General features: G+C 63.3%; 17 protein-coding genes and 1 pseudogene. 6 read left to right on the top strand and 12 right to left on the bottom strand.

The window, feature by feature from the left end:
- Positions 1-6: 6 nt before the first annotated feature.
- The 3 genes from AC1DHL_RS06645 to folC form a co-directional block, all read right to left on the bottom strand.
- Positions 7-492, bottom strand: coding sequence for a CvpA family protein (locus AC1DHL_RS06645; RefSeq protein WP_478161456.1), 486 nt, complete (start codon positions 490-492; stop codon positions 7-9).
- Between the two features lie 15 nt (positions 493-507).
- Positions 508-1365 carry an SPOR domain-containing protein gene (locus AC1DHL_RS06640; RefSeq protein WP_478161454.1) on the bottom strand — a complete coding sequence of 286 codons (858 nt, stop codon included), beginning with the start codon at positions 1363-1365 and terminating at the stop codon, positions 508-510.
- Positions 1366-1427: 62 nt separating this feature from the next.
- Entirely contained in the window at positions 1428-2735 is a 1308-nt protein-coding gene (gene folC, locus AC1DHL_RS06635; protein ID WP_478161699.1) for a bifunctional tetrahydrofolate synthase/dihydrofolate synthase, read from the bottom strand.
- Between the two features lie 34 nt (positions 2736-2769).
- Here folC and AC1DHL_RS06630 point away from each other — a divergent pair, with 34 nt between their 5' ends.
- The 4 genes from AC1DHL_RS06630 to argG all read left to right on the top strand — a co-directional run bounded on the left by AC1DHL_RS06630 (position 2770) and on the right by argG (position 5556).
- Positions 2770-3123, top strand: a complete 354-nt coding sequence (locus AC1DHL_RS06630) for an ArsC family reductase (protein WP_478161452.1) — start codon at positions 2770-2772, stop codon at positions 3121-3123.
- Positions 3124-3201: 78 nt separating this feature from the next.
- Positions 3202-3753 (top strand): hypothetical protein, encoded by a 552-nt coding sequence (locus AC1DHL_RS06625; protein ID WP_478097498.1) that lies wholly within the window; start codon positions 3202-3204, stop codon positions 3751-3753.
- 130 nt (positions 3754-3883) lie between these two features.
- A complete protein-coding gene (gene ppnP / locus AC1DHL_RS06620; RefSeq protein ID WP_478097558.1) occupies positions 3884-4207 on the top strand; it encodes a pyrimidine/purine nucleoside phosphorylase in 324 nt (107 codons plus the stop codon).
- 14 nt (positions 4208-4221) lie between these two features.
- The gene (gene argG, locus AC1DHL_RS06615) at positions 4222-5556 is read left to right on the top strand and encodes an argininosuccinate synthase (protein WP_478097500.1); all 1335 of its coding nucleotides are present in this window, start codon (positions 4222-4224) and stop codon (positions 5554-5556) included.
- Between the two features lie 123 nt (positions 5557-5679).
- On the opposite strand, the gene murB is transcribed toward argG, so the two are convergent.
- Positions 5680-6732 carry a UDP-N-acetylmuramate dehydrogenase gene (gene murB / locus AC1DHL_RS06610; RefSeq protein WP_478161450.1) on the bottom strand — a complete coding sequence of 351 codons (1053 nt, stop codon included), beginning with the start codon at positions 6730-6732 and terminating at the stop codon, positions 5680-5682.
- Positions 6733-6805: 73 nt separating this feature from the next.
- Here murB and AC1DHL_RS06605 point away from each other — a divergent pair, with 73 nt between their 5' ends.
- Together AC1DHL_RS06605 and AC1DHL_RS06600 are read left to right on the top strand one after the other, a co-directional pair.
- Positions 6806-7291, top strand: coding sequence for a YajQ family cyclic di-GMP-binding protein (locus AC1DHL_RS06605; RefSeq protein WP_478097504.1), 486 nt, complete (start codon positions 6806-6808; stop codon positions 7289-7291).
- 12 nt (positions 7292-7303) lie between these two features.
- On the top strand, positions 7304-7942 hold the full coding sequence (locus AC1DHL_RS06600; protein WP_478097505.1) for a retropepsin-like aspartic protease family protein: 639 nt from the start codon (positions 7304-7306) through the stop codon (positions 7940-7942).
- A 4-nt stretch (positions 7943-7946) separates the two neighbouring features.
- Here AC1DHL_RS06600 and AC1DHL_RS06595 read toward each other — a convergent pair whose 3' ends face one another.
- The 8 genes and pseudogenes from AC1DHL_RS06595 to AC1DHL_RS06560 form a co-directional block, all read right to left on the bottom strand.
- Positions 7947-8300 carry a RidA family protein gene (locus AC1DHL_RS06595; protein ID WP_478161448.1) on the bottom strand — a complete coding sequence of 118 codons (354 nt, stop codon included), beginning with the start codon at positions 8298-8300 and terminating at the stop codon, positions 7947-7949.
- A gap of 14 nt (positions 8301-8314) precedes the next feature.
- Positions 8315-8944 carry a glycerol-3-phosphate 1-O-acyltransferase PlsY gene (gene plsY, locus AC1DHL_RS06590; protein ID WP_478097509.1) on the bottom strand — a complete coding sequence of 210 codons (630 nt, stop codon included), beginning with the start codon at positions 8942-8944 and terminating at the stop codon, positions 8315-8317.
- Between the two features lie 52 nt (positions 8945-8996).
- Positions 8997-9488: an aminoacyl-tRNA deacylase gene (locus tag AC1DHL_RS06585; RefSeq protein ID WP_478097511.1), complete on the bottom strand. Its 492-nt coding sequence runs from the start codon at positions 9486-9488 to the stop codon at positions 8997-8999.
- A 7-nt stretch (positions 9489-9495) separates the two neighbouring features.
- A complete protein-coding gene (locus tag AC1DHL_RS06580) occupies positions 9496-10557 on the bottom strand; it encodes an aldo/keto reductase (RefSeq protein ID WP_478097513.1) in 1062 nt (353 codons plus the stop codon).
- Between the two features lie 111 nt (positions 10558-10668).
- Positions 10669-11709 carry a fimbrial protein gene (locus tag AC1DHL_RS06575; protein WP_478161446.1) on the bottom strand — a complete coding sequence of 347 codons (1041 nt, stop codon included), beginning with the start codon at positions 11707-11709 and terminating at the stop codon, positions 10669-10671.
- A 156-nt stretch (positions 11710-11865) separates the two neighbouring features.
- The gene (locus tag AC1DHL_RS06570; RefSeq protein WP_478161444.1) at positions 11866-14430 is read right to left on the bottom strand and encodes a fimbria/pilus outer membrane usher protein; all 2565 of its coding nucleotides are present in this window, start codon (positions 14428-14430) and stop codon (positions 11866-11868) included.
- Positions 14431-14547: 117 nt separating this feature from the next.
- On the bottom strand, positions 14548-15315 hold the full coding sequence (locus AC1DHL_RS06565) for a fimbria/pilus periplasmic chaperone (RefSeq protein WP_478097518.1): 768 nt from the start codon (positions 15313-15315) through the stop codon (positions 14548-14550).
- A gap of 96 nt (positions 15316-15411) precedes the next feature.
- Positions 15412-15533, bottom strand: a pseudogene (locus AC1DHL_RS06560) (fimbrial protein); the annotation flags it as partial.

Below are 15533 nucleotides of genomic sequence, written 5' to 3'. Positions count from 1 at the left end.
ATCCTCTCAGGGCAGGTAGCTTGCCAACTTTTCAGGCAAGGCGGGCTTCAGGCCCTGCAATGCCGCATCGAGAACAATGGCGCTTCGCGATTCGTGCCACCAGGCACTGTCGCTCAACGCCAGCAAATGAACAACCACCGCGGCGGCCAGCAGCGCCGTCGCGCCGCGCGCCACGCCGAAGACGCCGCCCAAAATACGATCCACTGGCCGCAGTCCGATCACCGCCACGAGTTTGCGCGTGAGCGAAGCCACCAGCCCCACGCTGAAGGCCACGGCCACGAACACCAGCACGAAACCCGCCGCGTAGCGCCAAGTTGCGGCCGGGTCGCCGAAAGGCAACCAACGGCCGATGTCTTCCGCCAGCCACTGGGCGCACAGGAAGGCAGCCACCCAGCCTGCGAGCAATATCACCTCGAAGACCAGGCCACGCATCAATCCCAGCAACATCGAAATCACCACCAGGGCGACGGCGATCCAGTCGAGGAGGGCCACGTCGATCGGTGCTGGCTACAAGCTGAGGATGGCTGCCGGCAATGACAAGCCCTTGACCTTGCCCGCAGCACGGTCAGCCTCCGCACGTGTGGCAAACGGACCGACGCGCACACGCGTGCGCTCACCATCGGCCGTCTTCGCGACGTGCGTATATGTCTTGAGCCCCGCCTTTTCGAGTTTCTGGCGCACTTCCTTGGCCTTGTCCGCATCGGCAAAGGCGCCGACCTGGACCACGAAGCGGCCGTTTTCGTCAGCGTTGGTGGTCGCGGTAGGCTTTGCAGCGGTTGCGGACGCCACGGGTGTCTTGCCTTCGAGCAAGGCGCGTGCGCGGCCGCCATCGTCGGCGGGAGCTGCCGGCTTGGGGGGTGCGGGTTTCGGCTCCGCCTTGGCTTCCGGCTTGGGCTCGGCCTTGGCTTCTACCTTGGGTTTCGGTTCGGGTTTGGGTTCCGGCTTCGTCTCGGGCGCCGGGTCGGGCTTGGCTTCCGCAGGCGGTGTTGCGGCGGCGACCTTGCCGGGCGGAATCTCGGTGCCGTCCGCAGCCTCGGTGATGATGCTGCCGTTGGCCGATGCGGCGCCGCCGCCCTTGCCGGAGGCCGCGGGTGCAGGCGCCGGTGTCGACGGCAGGGTCAGGGGTTTTGCCTTGGCGCGGTCCGGGACTTCGATCGGAATGTCGACCGCGACCGGACGCGGTTGCGTGTCGAACAACAAGGGGAAGCCGATCACGCCGATCAACACCAACACGGCGGCGCCGACGAGCCGGTGGCGTGCGCGACGACGCATCGCTTCGATGCTCTCCGCCGGCGGTGCGGCGACGGCGGAGTTTCGCCCTTCGTTGCCCTGAGGACCGCGTGCGCGGAACTTGAAGAACGCCATGAAATTCGTTTTCCTGATGGAGTGCAGCGTGAGGTGGAAAAAGCGCCGGAAATCAGGCTGTTTCAGGAGTCCGACGACAAGTGCCTGGCCCGCAGACGAGGGGTTCCGTGCTCGAGCACGCCACCCACGGTGAAGAACGATCCGAAGACGACGATTCTATCAGTGGGGTCCGCATGATCGATGGCGGCTTGCAGCGCTTCCATGGGAGCGTGGTGCACGCTGCCGCTGGTGTCGGAGCGCGTGTTCTGCGCCTGCCAGCGGGCCAGCAGATCGTCCGCCTTGGCGGCGCGCGCTGTCGGCAGATCAGTGAAATACCAGCGGTCGATCATCGGGCCGATCCGCGCCAGGATGGGGATCAGATCCTTGTCGGCCATCACACCGAATACACCGTGGGTGGTCGGGTAGAAGCCCATTGCATCGAGGTTTTCGGCCAGCGCGGCGACCGCGTGCGCGTTATGCGCAACGTCTAGCACCAAGGCCGGCTCGCCTGGAATGATCTGGAAGCGCCCCGGCAGTTCGACCATGGCCAGACCGTTGCGCACCGCCTGCGCAGTCACCGGAAGCCGCTGCCGCAGGGCTTCGAGCGCAGCCAGCACTCCGGCGGCGTTGATCAATTGGTTGGCACCGCGCAGTGCCGGATAGGCCAAGCCGCTGTAGCGCCTGCCGCGGCCACTCCAACCCCACTGCTGCTTGTCGCCCGACACGTTGAAGTCACGTCCGACGAGCCAGAGATCGGCACCGATCGCGTTGGCATGGTCGATCACGCTTTGCGGCGGAACCGGATCGCTGACGATTGCCGGGCGACCGGCTCGCAGGATGCCGGCCTTCTCGAAACCGATGCTCTCGCGATCGGGGCCGAGAAAGTCCATATGGTCGAGGTCGATGCTGGTGATCACGCCGCAGTCGGCATCGACGATGTTGACCGCATCGAGCCGTCCCCCGAGGCCAACTTCGAGGATGGCGACGTCCGGCTTGTTCGCCGCGATGCACAGCAGGATGGCAAGCGTCGTGAACTCGAAATAGGTCAGCGCGACATCGCCCCGGCCGCGCTCCACCGTTTCAAAGTGCTCCGCGAGTTCGACCCCGTCGACTGCATGGCCGCGCAATCGCAGCCGCTCCTCGAAGTGCACCAGATGGGGAGAAGTGAAGACAGCCGTGCGGTAGCCCGCATGCGTGAGGATCGACTCGAGCATCGCGCAAGTCGAGCCCTTGCCGTTGGTGCCGGCCACCGTGATGACAGGGCAGTCGAAGGAAAGGCCCAGCCGCTCGGCGACGGTGCGGACGCGGTCGAGCCCGAGTTCGATGTTCTTGGGGTGCAGGCGCTCAGCGAGCGCGAGCCATTCGGCGAGGGTTTTCATGGAGCCCGGAATTGTCGCCGACGCGGGCCCCAGGCATCATCGAGGGATGATAACGCTCTACGGCATAACGAACTGCGACACCGTCAAGCGCGCCCGCGCTTGGCTCGATGAACATGGTGTCGCCTACCGATTCCACGATTTCAAGAAAGAAGGCGTCCCCGAAGCCCAACTGGACCAGTGGCTCCGCGCGCCCGGTTGGGAAGCGCTGGTCAATCGCCGCGGAACCACATGGCGCCGGCTCGACGAAGCCACCCGCGCGGGCGTGGTCGACGCCCTCTCGGCGCGCACTGCATTGCTCGCCAATCCCAGCCTGATCAAGCGGCCGGTGGTCGATTGGGGATCCCCCGCAGGCGTCACGACGGGGTTCGACGCCGACCAATGGAAAAGCCACGTTGTGTAAACGGTTGAACCCGAACCACCCCAACGCGTCAAATCCAACCATGCGGGGCTGGCAGTCCCATTTCCAGGAGTTATTGACATGAATACGAACACCATTCGCAAGATATCGGCCCTCTCTGTGTTGACCGCCGCTCTGGCAGGCGGCGCCACGATGGCCCACGCAGAACAGGTGTTGGCACGGGTGATTTCCACATCGCCCGTGACCGAATCGAACGGGCATATCAGCTACAACGTCACCTACGAATACGCGGGTCGCCAATACTCGACGCGCACGGCAACGCCCCCTGGAGCAAGCATTTCGGTCGATATGGGCGACTACGGCGTCACGACGTCGCCAGTCGTACCGCAATCACAGATTGCACAGAACCCGGCGCCTCAGAACTGGGACAACGTCGTTCCGGAGCAAGGCCTTGTGGTGTCGGGCGGTGGTGCACCGGCGCTGGCACCGGGCTACGCGCAGTCCGCTCCCATGTATGCACAGCCCGCCCCCGTGTACGTACAGCCGGCGCCTGTCTACTACCCCGCCCCCGCCTACTACGGCCCAGCCTACGCACCGGCCTACGCCTACCCGCCGATCGGCATCTCGCTGGGCTTCGGCTACTCGCGCGGCTGGGGTGGTCGCTGGCGCTGAGTCCGGGATCAGGCCGGAGGGCCGGCCGGGAAGCCTAAAATCACGGGCTTTTCCAACCATTGCAAGGGCGCGTCTGGCAAAGGCGCGCCGCCGGATGCCGACCGCAACCGGTGCCACGCCCTCCTATCTCATGAGCACAACCGAATTCCTCCAGAGCGCCTCGGTATCGACCAAGGCCAACGTGTACTTCGACGGCAAATGCGTGAGCCACAGCCTCACGCTCGCCGACGGCACCAAGAAATCGGTCGGCGTGATCCTGCCGTCCACCCTCACCTTCAACACTGGCGCGCCAGAGATCATGGAAGGCACCGGCGGCAGTTGCGAATTCATGCTTTCGGGCAGCAGCGAGTGGGTGGCATCCGGCATTGGCGAGAAGTTCAGCGTGCCGGGCAACGCCAGCTTCCAGATCCGCGTGAGCGGCGAGCCCTACAGCTACATCTGCCACTTCGGCTGAACCGGGAATCGAGCATGTCCACCATCCTCCAGAACGTTCCCGCCGGCCAGAAGGTCGGCATCGCCTTCTCAGGCGGCCTCGACACCAGCGCCGCGCTGCACTGGATGCGCAACAAGGGCGCCATTCCCTACGCTTACACCGCCAACCTCGGCCAGCCCGACGAGCCCGACTACGACGAAATCCCGCGCAAGGCGATGCTTTACGGCGCCGAAAAGGCGCGCCTGATCGACTGCCGGACCCAGCTTGCCGCCGAAGGCATCGCCGCACTGCAGGCCGGCGCTTTCCACGTCACGACGGCGGGCCTGACCTACTTCAACACGACGCCGCTCGGGCGCGCGGTCACAGGCACCATGCTGGTGTCGGCCATGAAGGAAGACGACGTCCACATCTGGGGCGACGGCAGCACCTACAAGGGCAACGACATCGAGCGCTTCTACCGCTACGGCTTGCTGACCAATCCGGCGCTGAAGATCTACAAGCCCTGGCTCGACCAGACCTTCATCGACGAACTGGGCGGCCGCGCCGAGATGTCGGAATTCATGCAGAAGGCCGGCTTCGCCTACAAGATGTCTGCGGAAAAGGCCTACTCGACCGACTCCAACATGCTCGGTGCAACGCACGAAGCCAAGGATCTCGAGCACCTGAACAGCGGCATGAAGATCGTGCAGCCCATCATGGGCGTCGCCTTCTGGAATGACGAGGTCGAAGTCAAGCGCGAAGAAGTGACGGTGAGCTTCGTCGAAGGCCGTCCGGTGGCAATCAACGGCGTCGAATACTCGAGCCTTGTCGACATCATCCTGGAAGCCAACCGCATCGGCGGCCGCCACGGGCTGGGTATGAGCGACCAGATCGAAAACCGCATCATCGAGGCCAAGAGCCGCGGCATCTACGAGGCACCCGGCCTCGCGCTGCTGTTCATTGCCTACGAACGCCTGGTGACCGGCATCCATAACGAGGACACCATCGAGCAATATCGTGACCATGGCCGTCGGCTGGGTCGCCTGCTCTACCAGGGGCGCTGGTTCGATCCGCAGGCCATCATGCTGCGCGAAACGGCCCAGCGCTGGGTGGCACGCGCCATCACTGGCGAGGTCACGGTCGAACTGCGCCGCGGCAACGACTATTCGATCCTTAACACTGTGTCGCCGAACCTGACCTACCAGCCCGAGCGGCTGACCATGGAAAAGGGCGAATCGAGCTTCTCGCCGGCCGACCGCATCGGCCAGCTCACCATGCGCAACCTCGACATCGTCGATACGCGGGACAAGCTGGCGATCTACGCGCGGGCGGGCCTGCTGTCGTCGTCGCAGGGCGCGTCGCTTCCCCAACTAAAGAACGACGAAGAATAAGCTCGCCCCGAAGCTCGCGCACTTCGTGTCGCTGCCACCCCCTGCCAGGGGCAACACCAGCGGCCCGGCAGAGCCGGTTCCGCGGTGTTTCACGAAGGGGCCTGCGCTCCGCGCGGCCGGGGGTCAGACCACGACGGGTTCGGGCTCCAGGCGGATGCCGAAGCGCTCGTAGACACTGGTCTGAATGGCCTTGGCCAGTGTCATCACCTCGCCGCCCGTGACCGGGTTGGCTTTGCCGCCGCGGTTGACGAGCACGAGCGCCTGGCGCTCGTAGACGCCAGCGTTTCCGACCGACTTGCCCTTCCAGCCGCAGGCATCGATCAGCCAGCCGGCTGCGAGCTTGATGCTGCCGTCCGCCATTGGGTAGTGAACGATCTTCGGGTCGCGGGCAATGATGTCGGCGCACTGCTCCGGCGTGACGGTCGGGTTCTTGAAGAAGCTGCCGGCGTTGCCGAGTACGCGCCAGTCGGGCAGCTTCGCGCGGCGGATGGCGCAGACCCAGTCGAAGATTTCCATCGCGCTTGGCGTGAAGTTGCCGGTTTCGGCCATCTTGCGTTCAAGGTCGAGGTAACTCACCACCGGCTTCCAGGGCTTGGGCAGATGAAAGCGCACCCGCGTGATCAGCGCCCGCCCCGCCAGACCGAAATCGTTCTCGCCGGTGGCGACATGCTTGAAGACCGAGTCGCGATAGCCGAAGGCACACTGCGCGGCGTCGAGCGAAAAGGTTCGGCCGGATTCGAGGTCGATCGCGTCGAGGGAGTCGAAGCGATCCTGCAGTTCGACGCCATAGGCGCCGATGTTCTGCACCGGTGAGCCACCCACCGTTCCGGGAATCAGTGCCAGATTTTCGAGCCCCGGAAAGCCCTGCTCGAGTGCCCAGCGCACGGTGTCGTGCCAGATTTCACCGGCGCCCGCCTCGACGATCCAGGCGCGCGACGTCTCTTCGACCAGCCTGCGCCCCTTGATCTCGACCTTCAGCACGAGCGGTTTGACGTCGCCGGTCAGCACGATGTTGCTGCCGCCGCCAAGCACGAACTTGGGCACCGAGCCCCATTGCGCATCGGACAGCAGCGCGGCAACGTCGGCTTCGCCGGCAATGCGCACCATGTGCTGGGCGCGCGCGACAATACCGAAGCTGTTGTGCTGTTGCAGCGGTACGTTGTGCTCCACGATCATGGGAGAATTGTCGCATTCGCACGCCGCGCGGCACTGCGCGTGGCCCTTTCAATTTGTTGCCGCCGGAGCCTTCATGCCGTCTTTCGACACTGTTTGTGAACCCAACTTGCCCGAGGTCAAGAACGCAGTGGAGAACACCGCCAAGGAAATCTCCACGCGCTTCGACTTCAAGGGCACTTCGGCTGCCGTCGAGCTCAAGGACAAGGAAATCACCATGATCGGCGATGCCGAGTTCCAGCTCGTGCAGGTCGAAGACATCTTGCGCGCCAAGCTGACGAAGCGCAGCGTCGATGTCCGCTTTCTCGACAAGGGCGACGTCCACAAGATCGGCGGCGACAAGGTCAAGCAGGTCATCAAGGTCAAGAACGGCATCGAATCGGAGACCGCCAAGAAGATCCAGCGCCTGATCAAGGACAGCAAGCTCAAGGTGCAGGCCGCCATCCAGGGTGACGCGGTGCGCGTCACCGGTGGCAAGCGGGATGATCTTCAAGCCGCGATGGCGCTGATCAAGAAGGACGTACCGGACATGCCGCTGTCCTTCAACAATTTCAGGGACTGAGCGTCAATCGCAATGAAGGCGCTTACGCCCTTGCTGCTGGCGGCGGCCTGCACTTTCGCCAACGCGCAGTCGGTCATGCTGACCGGCACCATCGGGAGCCGCGCGATCCTGATCGTGGACGGCAGCGCGCCCAAGACGGTGGCAGTCGGCGAGACCTTCCAGGGCGTCAAGCTCTTGGCTCTTCAGGGCGAGCAGGCGACCGTCGAAGCTGGCGGCAAGCGAATTGCGCTGCGCATGGATACGCCGACGAGCATAGGTGCCGGCGGGGGCGGCGGGGGCGGCGGCAACCGCATCGTGCTGCCTGTATCGAGCGGCGGGCATTTCATGACCCAGGGGGCCATCAATGGCCGGGCTGTCACCTTCATGGTGGACACCGGCGCGACCAATGTCTCCATGTCGGCCGCCGACGCGCAACGCATCGGGCTCGACTTCACGAAGGGCGAGCCGGTGCGGATGAACACCGCCAACGGTCTCGCGCAGGGCTATCGCGTGCGGCTGAACTCGGTGCGCGTCGGCGATGTCGAGATCTACGACGTCGAAGCCATCGTTTCGCAGGAACCCATGCCTTTCATCCTGCTCGGCAACAGCTTCATCAGCCGCTTTTCCATGCGGCGCGACGCCGACCAGATGGTCCTCGAGAAACGGTTCTGAACGCTCAGGCCGCCGCGGCCGTCACGACAATTTCGATCTTGTAGGCTGGGTTGGCCATGGCGGCCTGCACCGTCGCGCGCGGGGGCGTGTTGCCCGCGGGAATCCAGGCGTCCCACACCTCGTTCATCGCGCCGATCTCGGCGATGTCGGCAAGGAAAATCTGCGCAATCAGGATGCGCGACTTGTCGCTGCCGGCTTCGGCGAGCAGGCGGTCGACCATGGCGAGGACCTGGGCGGTCTGGCCACAAATGTCTTGCGTCGTATCGTCGGGCACCTGGCCGGCCAGGTAGATCGTGCCGTTGTGTACGGCCGTCTCGCTGAGGCGAGGACCGACATGAAAGCGTTGAATGGTGGCCATGCTTGTTCCTTTGTCTATTTCTTGGCGCCGAGCCTCGACTCGGTGCCGGTCGCGATGCGGCGAATATTCTCGCGATGCCGCCATATCAAGAGCAGGCTGATCGAGACCAGCGACAACAGCACCGTGAGGTCGAGCGGCCAGGCGATTTCGCCGCCGATCAGGTAGTACGCCGGCGCAAAAAAGGCGGCGACGATGGACGCCAGCGACGAGTAACGAAAGAAGACGGCGATGATCAGCCAGGTGACGCCGGTGGCCAGCCCCAGCAACCAGGCGATGCCGACGAGCACGCCGGCCGCCGTGGCCACGCCTTTGCCGCCCTGGAAACCGAAGAACACCGGATAGAGGTGTCCGAGAAATGCCGCCAGGCCCGCGATCGCGGCAACGCCCTGCCCCATCCCCAGCCCTGAGCCGAAGTGCTGGATCAGGAACACCGGAATCCACCCTTTCAGCGCGTCGAGCAGCAGCGTCGCCAGGGCAGCACCCTTGTTGCCCGAGCGCAGCACATTGGTGGCGCCGGGATTCTTGCTGCCGTAGCTACGCGGGTCGGCCATGCCGAGCGACTTGCTGACGATCACTGCAAAGGACAGGGATCCGAGCAGGTAGGAAAGAACGATCGCGACGAGCGAGGGAAAGTAGGAACTCACAGTGTCTCCGGGCCGGCAATCCCGGCGGCGCGCCTCCGAACGAGGCAGCCGGCTATTCTGCCAGCGCGCACTGCACCGGCTTCGCGCCCAGGAGCTTCACGCACACCTGCGGATCGATCCCGACCAGATAGCCCCGCCGCCCGCCGTTGATGGCGATCCAGGGCAGTTCGAGAATGGTCGACTCCACATAGGCCGGCATCTCTCGGCGCGTGCCGAACGGCGACGTGCCGCCGACGAGATAGCCGCTGTGCCGATTCGCCACTTCGGGCTTGCAGGGCTCGACCGACTTCGCCCCGATCTGCCGTGCCAGGTTCTTGGTCGAGACGGTGCGGTTGCCGTGCATCAGCACGATCAGCGGCTTGGCGTCCTGATCCTGCATGACGAGCGTCTTGACCACCGTGAAGGGGTCGAAGCCGAGCACTTCGGCGCTGTGTTGCGCGCCGCCGTGCTCGAGGTACTCGTACGGGTGCTCCGTGAACGCGATACCGTTCGCCCGCAGCATCTGCGTCGCGGGCGTTTCGGAGACGTGCGTTTTCTTGCTCACTTCGTCGTCAGGCTACGGGATCCCGCATTTCCCAACGGATCTTGTCGATCTCCGCCAACAACTCGGGCGAAAGCTTCGTGCCCCAGGCGTCCAAGTCTTCGTCGAGTTGCGCGACCGAAGTCACGCCGATGATGGTGCTCGCGACCTGCCACTTGGTGTAGCAGAAAGCCAGCGCGAGCTTTGCCGGCGTGAGGCCGTGCGACTTTGCCAGCGCGTTGTAGCGGCGCGCAGCGGCGAGCGCATCCGCCCGGCCCCAGCGCTGCTTGCGCACCGATTCGTAGCTGGAGATGCGCGCACCCTTGGGCGCCAACGGCCCTTCGGTGCCGCTTTCGTCGTACTTGCCGGTCAGCAGCCCGAAGGCCAGCGGCGAATAGGCCAGGAGCGAAACGCCGAGGCGGTGCATCGTCTCGTCGAGCCCGTTTTCCAGCGCACGGCCGATCAGGCAATAGAGGTTCTGCACGGTCGCCACGCGGGGCAGGCCGTGTTGTTCGGCGAGCCGGACGAATTCGTGGACACCGTACGGCGTTTCGTTGGACAGCCCGATCGCGCGCACCTTGCCGGCCTTGACGAGCTTGCCCAATGCATCGAGTTGCTCATGGATCGACGTGGCGGAACTTTCCTTCGTCGGGTCGTAGTAGATCGAGCCGAATGCGGGCACATGGCGTTCGGGCCAATGGATCTGGTAGAGATCGATCACGTCCGTCTTCAGACGCTTGAGGCTGGCTTCGCACGAGGCGGCGATATCGGCCGCCGTCATGCCGCCGCCTTCTCGCACCCATGGCATCCCGCGTGACGGACCGGCAACCTTGGTCGCCAGCACGATCTTCTGGCGAATGCCGGGATTCTTGTCGAACCAATTGCCGATGATGGTCTCGGTGGCGCCGAAGGTTTCCTTGCGGGTCGGGACGGCGTACATCTCGGCCGTATCGATAAAGTCGATGCCGCGTTCGAAGGCGCGATCCAGGATCGCATGCGCGGTGGGCTCGTTGACCTGCTCACCGAAGGTCATGGTGCCGAGGCAAATCGGCGTGACGTGGAGGTCGCTCTGACCGAGTTGGATTTTTTGCATGGGCGAAATGCTACCTGCTGCCGCGTTCCGTCCCACGTTCTGATCAATCCGTCGTTCCGGCGAGCTTGATCTGTGCATCGCCCTGACGACGAGACTTTGAACAGGCTCCTATCACTGGTAGTTCATCGTGAAAGTCGCCAAGCCATTCGCTGAACCAGCAGTGATTGTCGGGGCCGTCTGGACGTAACGTGCCGTCAACGGAATGTTGAAAGCCCCGTTTCCGGTGCTCCCTGCTTGCCACTGGTTGGTGTTCCCGGCTGCGGACGAATCCGGTCCGAACTTGATGGGGGTAGTACCGCTCAGCACCTGGATTCCGACACCGCTTGCAGTGGAACCCGAGGCCAATGACAAGGTGTCCAACTCATTCGCAGGATTGGTCTGGTCAGTCAATGTGGTGAAGACCTTGGTCGTTGCCCCAGTGTCGCCGCCCGAGCAGGCAAGTTGGATATTGAACAATTGTGATTGTGGCGATGTACTCCCGACCCCGGAGAAATTGCGAATCGGGACGCTGCCTAATGACACTTGCATCGAAGGAGAGGACACACTACAGGTCGGATTCTGTCTGACTTCAATAATGGGAGAAGTAGGGCCTGAGAGACCGTAAATGTAACCCCAAGGGGTAAGGTCCAGGCTGTCACCCACCACTGCAAGGTAAAACGCAATTCGGGCCAAAGTATAGCGTCCGGCCGACAGCGGACCCGTCTTGACCAACTCTAAGGTCAGGCTCCCCGCCCAACTGAGCTGACTGCTGGCAGACAAAGGGCTCGTCGAAGTCTGGGGAAGATATCCTGACGGAAAAGCGAGCTGGTAAAAGATATTGCCCTGGCCAGTCCACACCAAACGCGCTCCGATCCCTGGGATTCCCGAAGGTGTGGTGTTATGCGGCCCACTAATGCCATAAAGGTCGATCCTCACTTGCTTGCCAGCACATCCTGCAATCGTTAAAGAACCGGTGGTTCTGGTGCTTACAGTGGTAGAAAATAGAATTGCACCATCCGGCAGGTCGGCGGAAGCAGCGGCGTCAATAACAGGGATGGTGGCCATATTATAATCCGCACTACCAAAGTTAATAGCGCGGCACGCCGCCTGGACGCTAGATGAACCGGCTACAGCCATCACAATGCCTAGAAATATCTGAATTACCTTTTTCATAGATCAATCCTGCGCAATAAGTTGTGCCCCAACGAAATCGTCGGGCGCTGCCCTGCCGTATTGGCGATGGCGTGCCACCGCGTCGAATATCTGTTAAATCTCATCGCAATTCTTTTCGGAAGTAAGTATTCCCCAGAAAAATCTCCTGGGAATGATCTATCGACAGTCGGCATCCAAAGCCACATAGGATGCAGACTGACTGTCGCCAGGAGGCAAGGTGTAGCCCAGCGAGCAAGTCGATTGATCGTCCTGGCCCCAACGGGCTGTCAGGGTTCCGCTGTCGCTCTTCAGGCCGCGCGCGATGATCCGTCCCCCCTGCGCCACGGTGCCCACGTTGTTCCCCTCGGCATCGAACACCTCCGTACCGAACGACAGCGGCGTGCCATCGCTGGCCTTGGCGCTGATGATCGCTGCCCGGCCGGTGTTGTCCGTATCGAACTTGACGACCACCACCGCGCCCGATGTCGGGGCGACGCGCTGTTCCGTGGACTTGAGTTCCACGTTCACCGGCAGGCCCTTGGGGTCGATTTCGATCTGATTGCTCGCGAACGGCACCAGATTCGACACAATCGCGTGGCCCCACGGGTCCACCCGCAGACCACTGCCGTTGGTAACGCGTGCGCCGGCTGCATCCTTGGCTTCGACAATGGCCACGGTGTCACCCGCGTTCGGCGTGAAGGCCACGCCACCGGCGTAGGCAACGACCGCCCCCGAAACACCAGCGCCAACTTGCGAATACGAGTTGCTCTTGCTGGCATTGCCGGTGACCGTGGCCATCGGAGAAGCGTAGGCGACGTTGGCGCCCAGGCTGGTCGTGTTGCCGGCGCCGCCGCTGTGAGCCGCACTCAGGCCATAGCTGAGGGCGTTGTCCTCGCCATACGCACCGGTCACCGATTGCCGGACGCTGGTGTCCCCGTTCTTGTCGCGCTGCAAGTTGGTCGTCGAATACACCGGATGCCGGCCACCGCCGAACGGAATGCTGAGGTTCAGCATCACGCGGTTGTCCCACTTGCGGGCCGCCGGGTTGTACTCTCTCACTGCAGAGACGCCGTAGTTGATCTGCTTGTAGCTGTTGTTGTAGCCCACTTGAAACTGCGTGTCGGTGCCGCCGCGATTCCAGTAGGTCTGGCTGGAGCCGGATGCGTAGAGCGAGCCATAACCCTTGGGCAAGGCCTGGTTCAAGACCAACTGCAGCCTGCCGCGCTGAGTGTCGTTCGCGGCATATCCCATGTCGCGACTGTCCAGGTCGCGCAGCGCCATCGCGTCGGACAGGCTCAAATACCCACGGCTGGAATAGCGGTAGGCCGCCACCGTCAGATTGGTGTTGGTGGGTTCGAGCAGCTTGCTATAGCTCAGCCGAACGCTTTGCCCGTTGCGGTCGGGCTGGTTTTCCAGGCGCGTGCTGGCATGGGTGATGTCGGCGCCGAAGGCGCCAAAGTCGGTATTCAGCGCGGCGCCAAACACGCCGGCCGCATAGCCTTGCGTGAGCGTCAGGCCGCCGTAGCCTGTCACCAGGTTGTTGAAACCGTGCTGCACGGTGGCCTGGGACATCATCGACGTGCTCTGCACGCTGGTATTGCGATACTGGCCCACGGTGACGTTGTAGCGCGTCAAGCCCGCACGCAGCGAGTTCACGGCGGCTGCATAGGGCACTGTGGAAATGCGCACGCGGCCGTCGGCCTCAGTCACGATGACCTCCAGGTCGCCACCATAGCCCGTCGGATAGAGATCGTTGATTTCGAACGCGCCGGCCGCCACGGTGGTCTCATAGATGATGTTGCCCCTCTGGCGGATCTGCACGCGTGCATTGGTGCTCGCGATGCCGCGCACGACTGGGGCGTAGCCGCGCTGCGACTCAGGGTACATGCGGTCGTCGCTGGCCAGCTGCACGCCGCGAAAGCCCACGCTGTCGAAGATCGAGCCGTCGGTATAGGCATCGCCCACAACCAACTGGCTCTTTATCGAAGTGATGCCGCGTTGCGCGTTGGTCAGCACGCTCTGGTAGCGGGTTCCGCCATGATCGCCGCTGGTCAGGCTGCCGCTGTGACGAAAGCGCCACGCACCAACGTTGACGCCGCCATTCAGCCCGATATAGCTTTGCGCGGACGATTGCCCTGCGCTCTCCGCCCAGTAGGTGTTGGCGTTGTATTGCAGCCGGGCGGCCGTCACGCCGTCATCCCAATACTTCGGGTCGACATAGCCACGTGCCGTGCGGACCATCGCGATCTGAGGCACGCTGATGTCGAGCCGCTGCTCGCCGTTGTCGAATGCCGCGGTGGCGTCCGTGACCAGTTCCGAGAGGGGCGTGCAGGCGTCGCCGCCGGCTTCCAGGCGCGTGCTGACCTCGGGGGTGAGTTTGGTCAGGTCGACGCCAATGCGCTCAAGGAAGGCCCGGTCGAAGCAGGGTTGCACGTTGGCGCTGTCATCACCGATCTGGCGCAGCGTCACCTCCGAGCGCCCGAGCCATGCCTGGTTGACGTAGAGGTCGACGCGGTAACTACCCGGGAGTGCGACGTTGCCCTTGTTGAAGCGGCTGAAGTCGATCCGGGCACCGCCAGGCTGTTGCAGAAACAAGTCGTTGAATTCCACCTGGGCCACCGCGGTGGAGGCAGGCGCATTTCCACTGTCAGCCCAGGCACCGACGCTTGCAAACAAGGACAACACCAGCGCGCTCGTGGGGCGCAGCCGAAACCGGAGAGTCTGATCGTTGAATGCTTGCATCGGAGTGTTGTCGTGAAAATTGAGGCGAGACGATCCCCTGCCGGCGCATGCGGCATGTTGAAATTGGGAACGGAGAGAAAAGAGGGCCGGGGCTTGCCCGGAATTGGCCTACGCGGCCTACTTCGAAGAGGAGGAAGCCGGTGCGCCAAGCACCGCATCACCCGCGGTCGTGCCGCCATAGTCGTTGACGGCCTGGTAGTGCACCTTGGACTCAGGCCCTTGCGGAACATCGCCGGAAAGCGGGAAGACCTTCGTCTCGCCCGGGCCGATCATTCCGCCGTCATCGAACTGAGCTTCCTTGCCGCCGCCGATGAGCTTCAAAGAAGAAAAGGACACGTGATAGGACGTGGGATTGCGCCCTTCGAGCGCAGGCCGATTGCCGTCCTGAACCAGGCGCCAGGCGATCTGCGCAGGCGCCTCGCTCGCTTTGCCTTCGAGGCTCGCGGGCCGGAAGAATAACTTCACGCGAGTGCGGAATGCCATCTGGAGCTTGTTGGTATCCGCCTGATCAGCAGATGCCTTGGGAGGAATTTCGAGCACGTTGAGCCAGAACACGGACTCCTTGTCCTGGGGCAACGGCTCGCCGGTGTAAATAATGCGCAAGGTCTGCGCCTTGGCGGGGTCAATACGCGCCACGGGAGGCGTCACGGTGAACGGCACCTGGATGCTTGAGGGGGCCGCCTTGGGATCGCCCTTGTCGATCCAGATCTGCGTCAGCGCGGGCGACTTGCCTTCATTGCTGAGCTTGACCGTGGTCTCGCGATCCTTGGCGTTATAGATGACCCGCGTACCACCCACAACGACGGACGCCTGCGCTTGCAGCGCGCCAGCCACCCCCAGCGCGAGCACGCCAGCGGCCAAGAAAGTCTTAAAGATTTGCTTCATGGTGGTAGTGGATCGGAATTGCAGGTCCGAATTGGTAATAAGGAATAAAGAGGGGGAGGAAGCGCGCCGGGCGGCGCGCTTCCGGGCTACCAGAAATTACTGGTAGATGAGCGTGTACATCACGCTCGAATTGGCTGCGCCGGCGCCAGCAGCTCCATTGACAGCCACGTATTCAGCGGCGTAGGGCAGCAGTGCAGATCCGGCGGTGATAGCAACCG

The sequence above is a fragment of the Variovorax sp. 10L426 genome, assembly GCF_056395305.1.
This window is presented reverse-complemented; position numbering and strand designations above follow the sequence as displayed.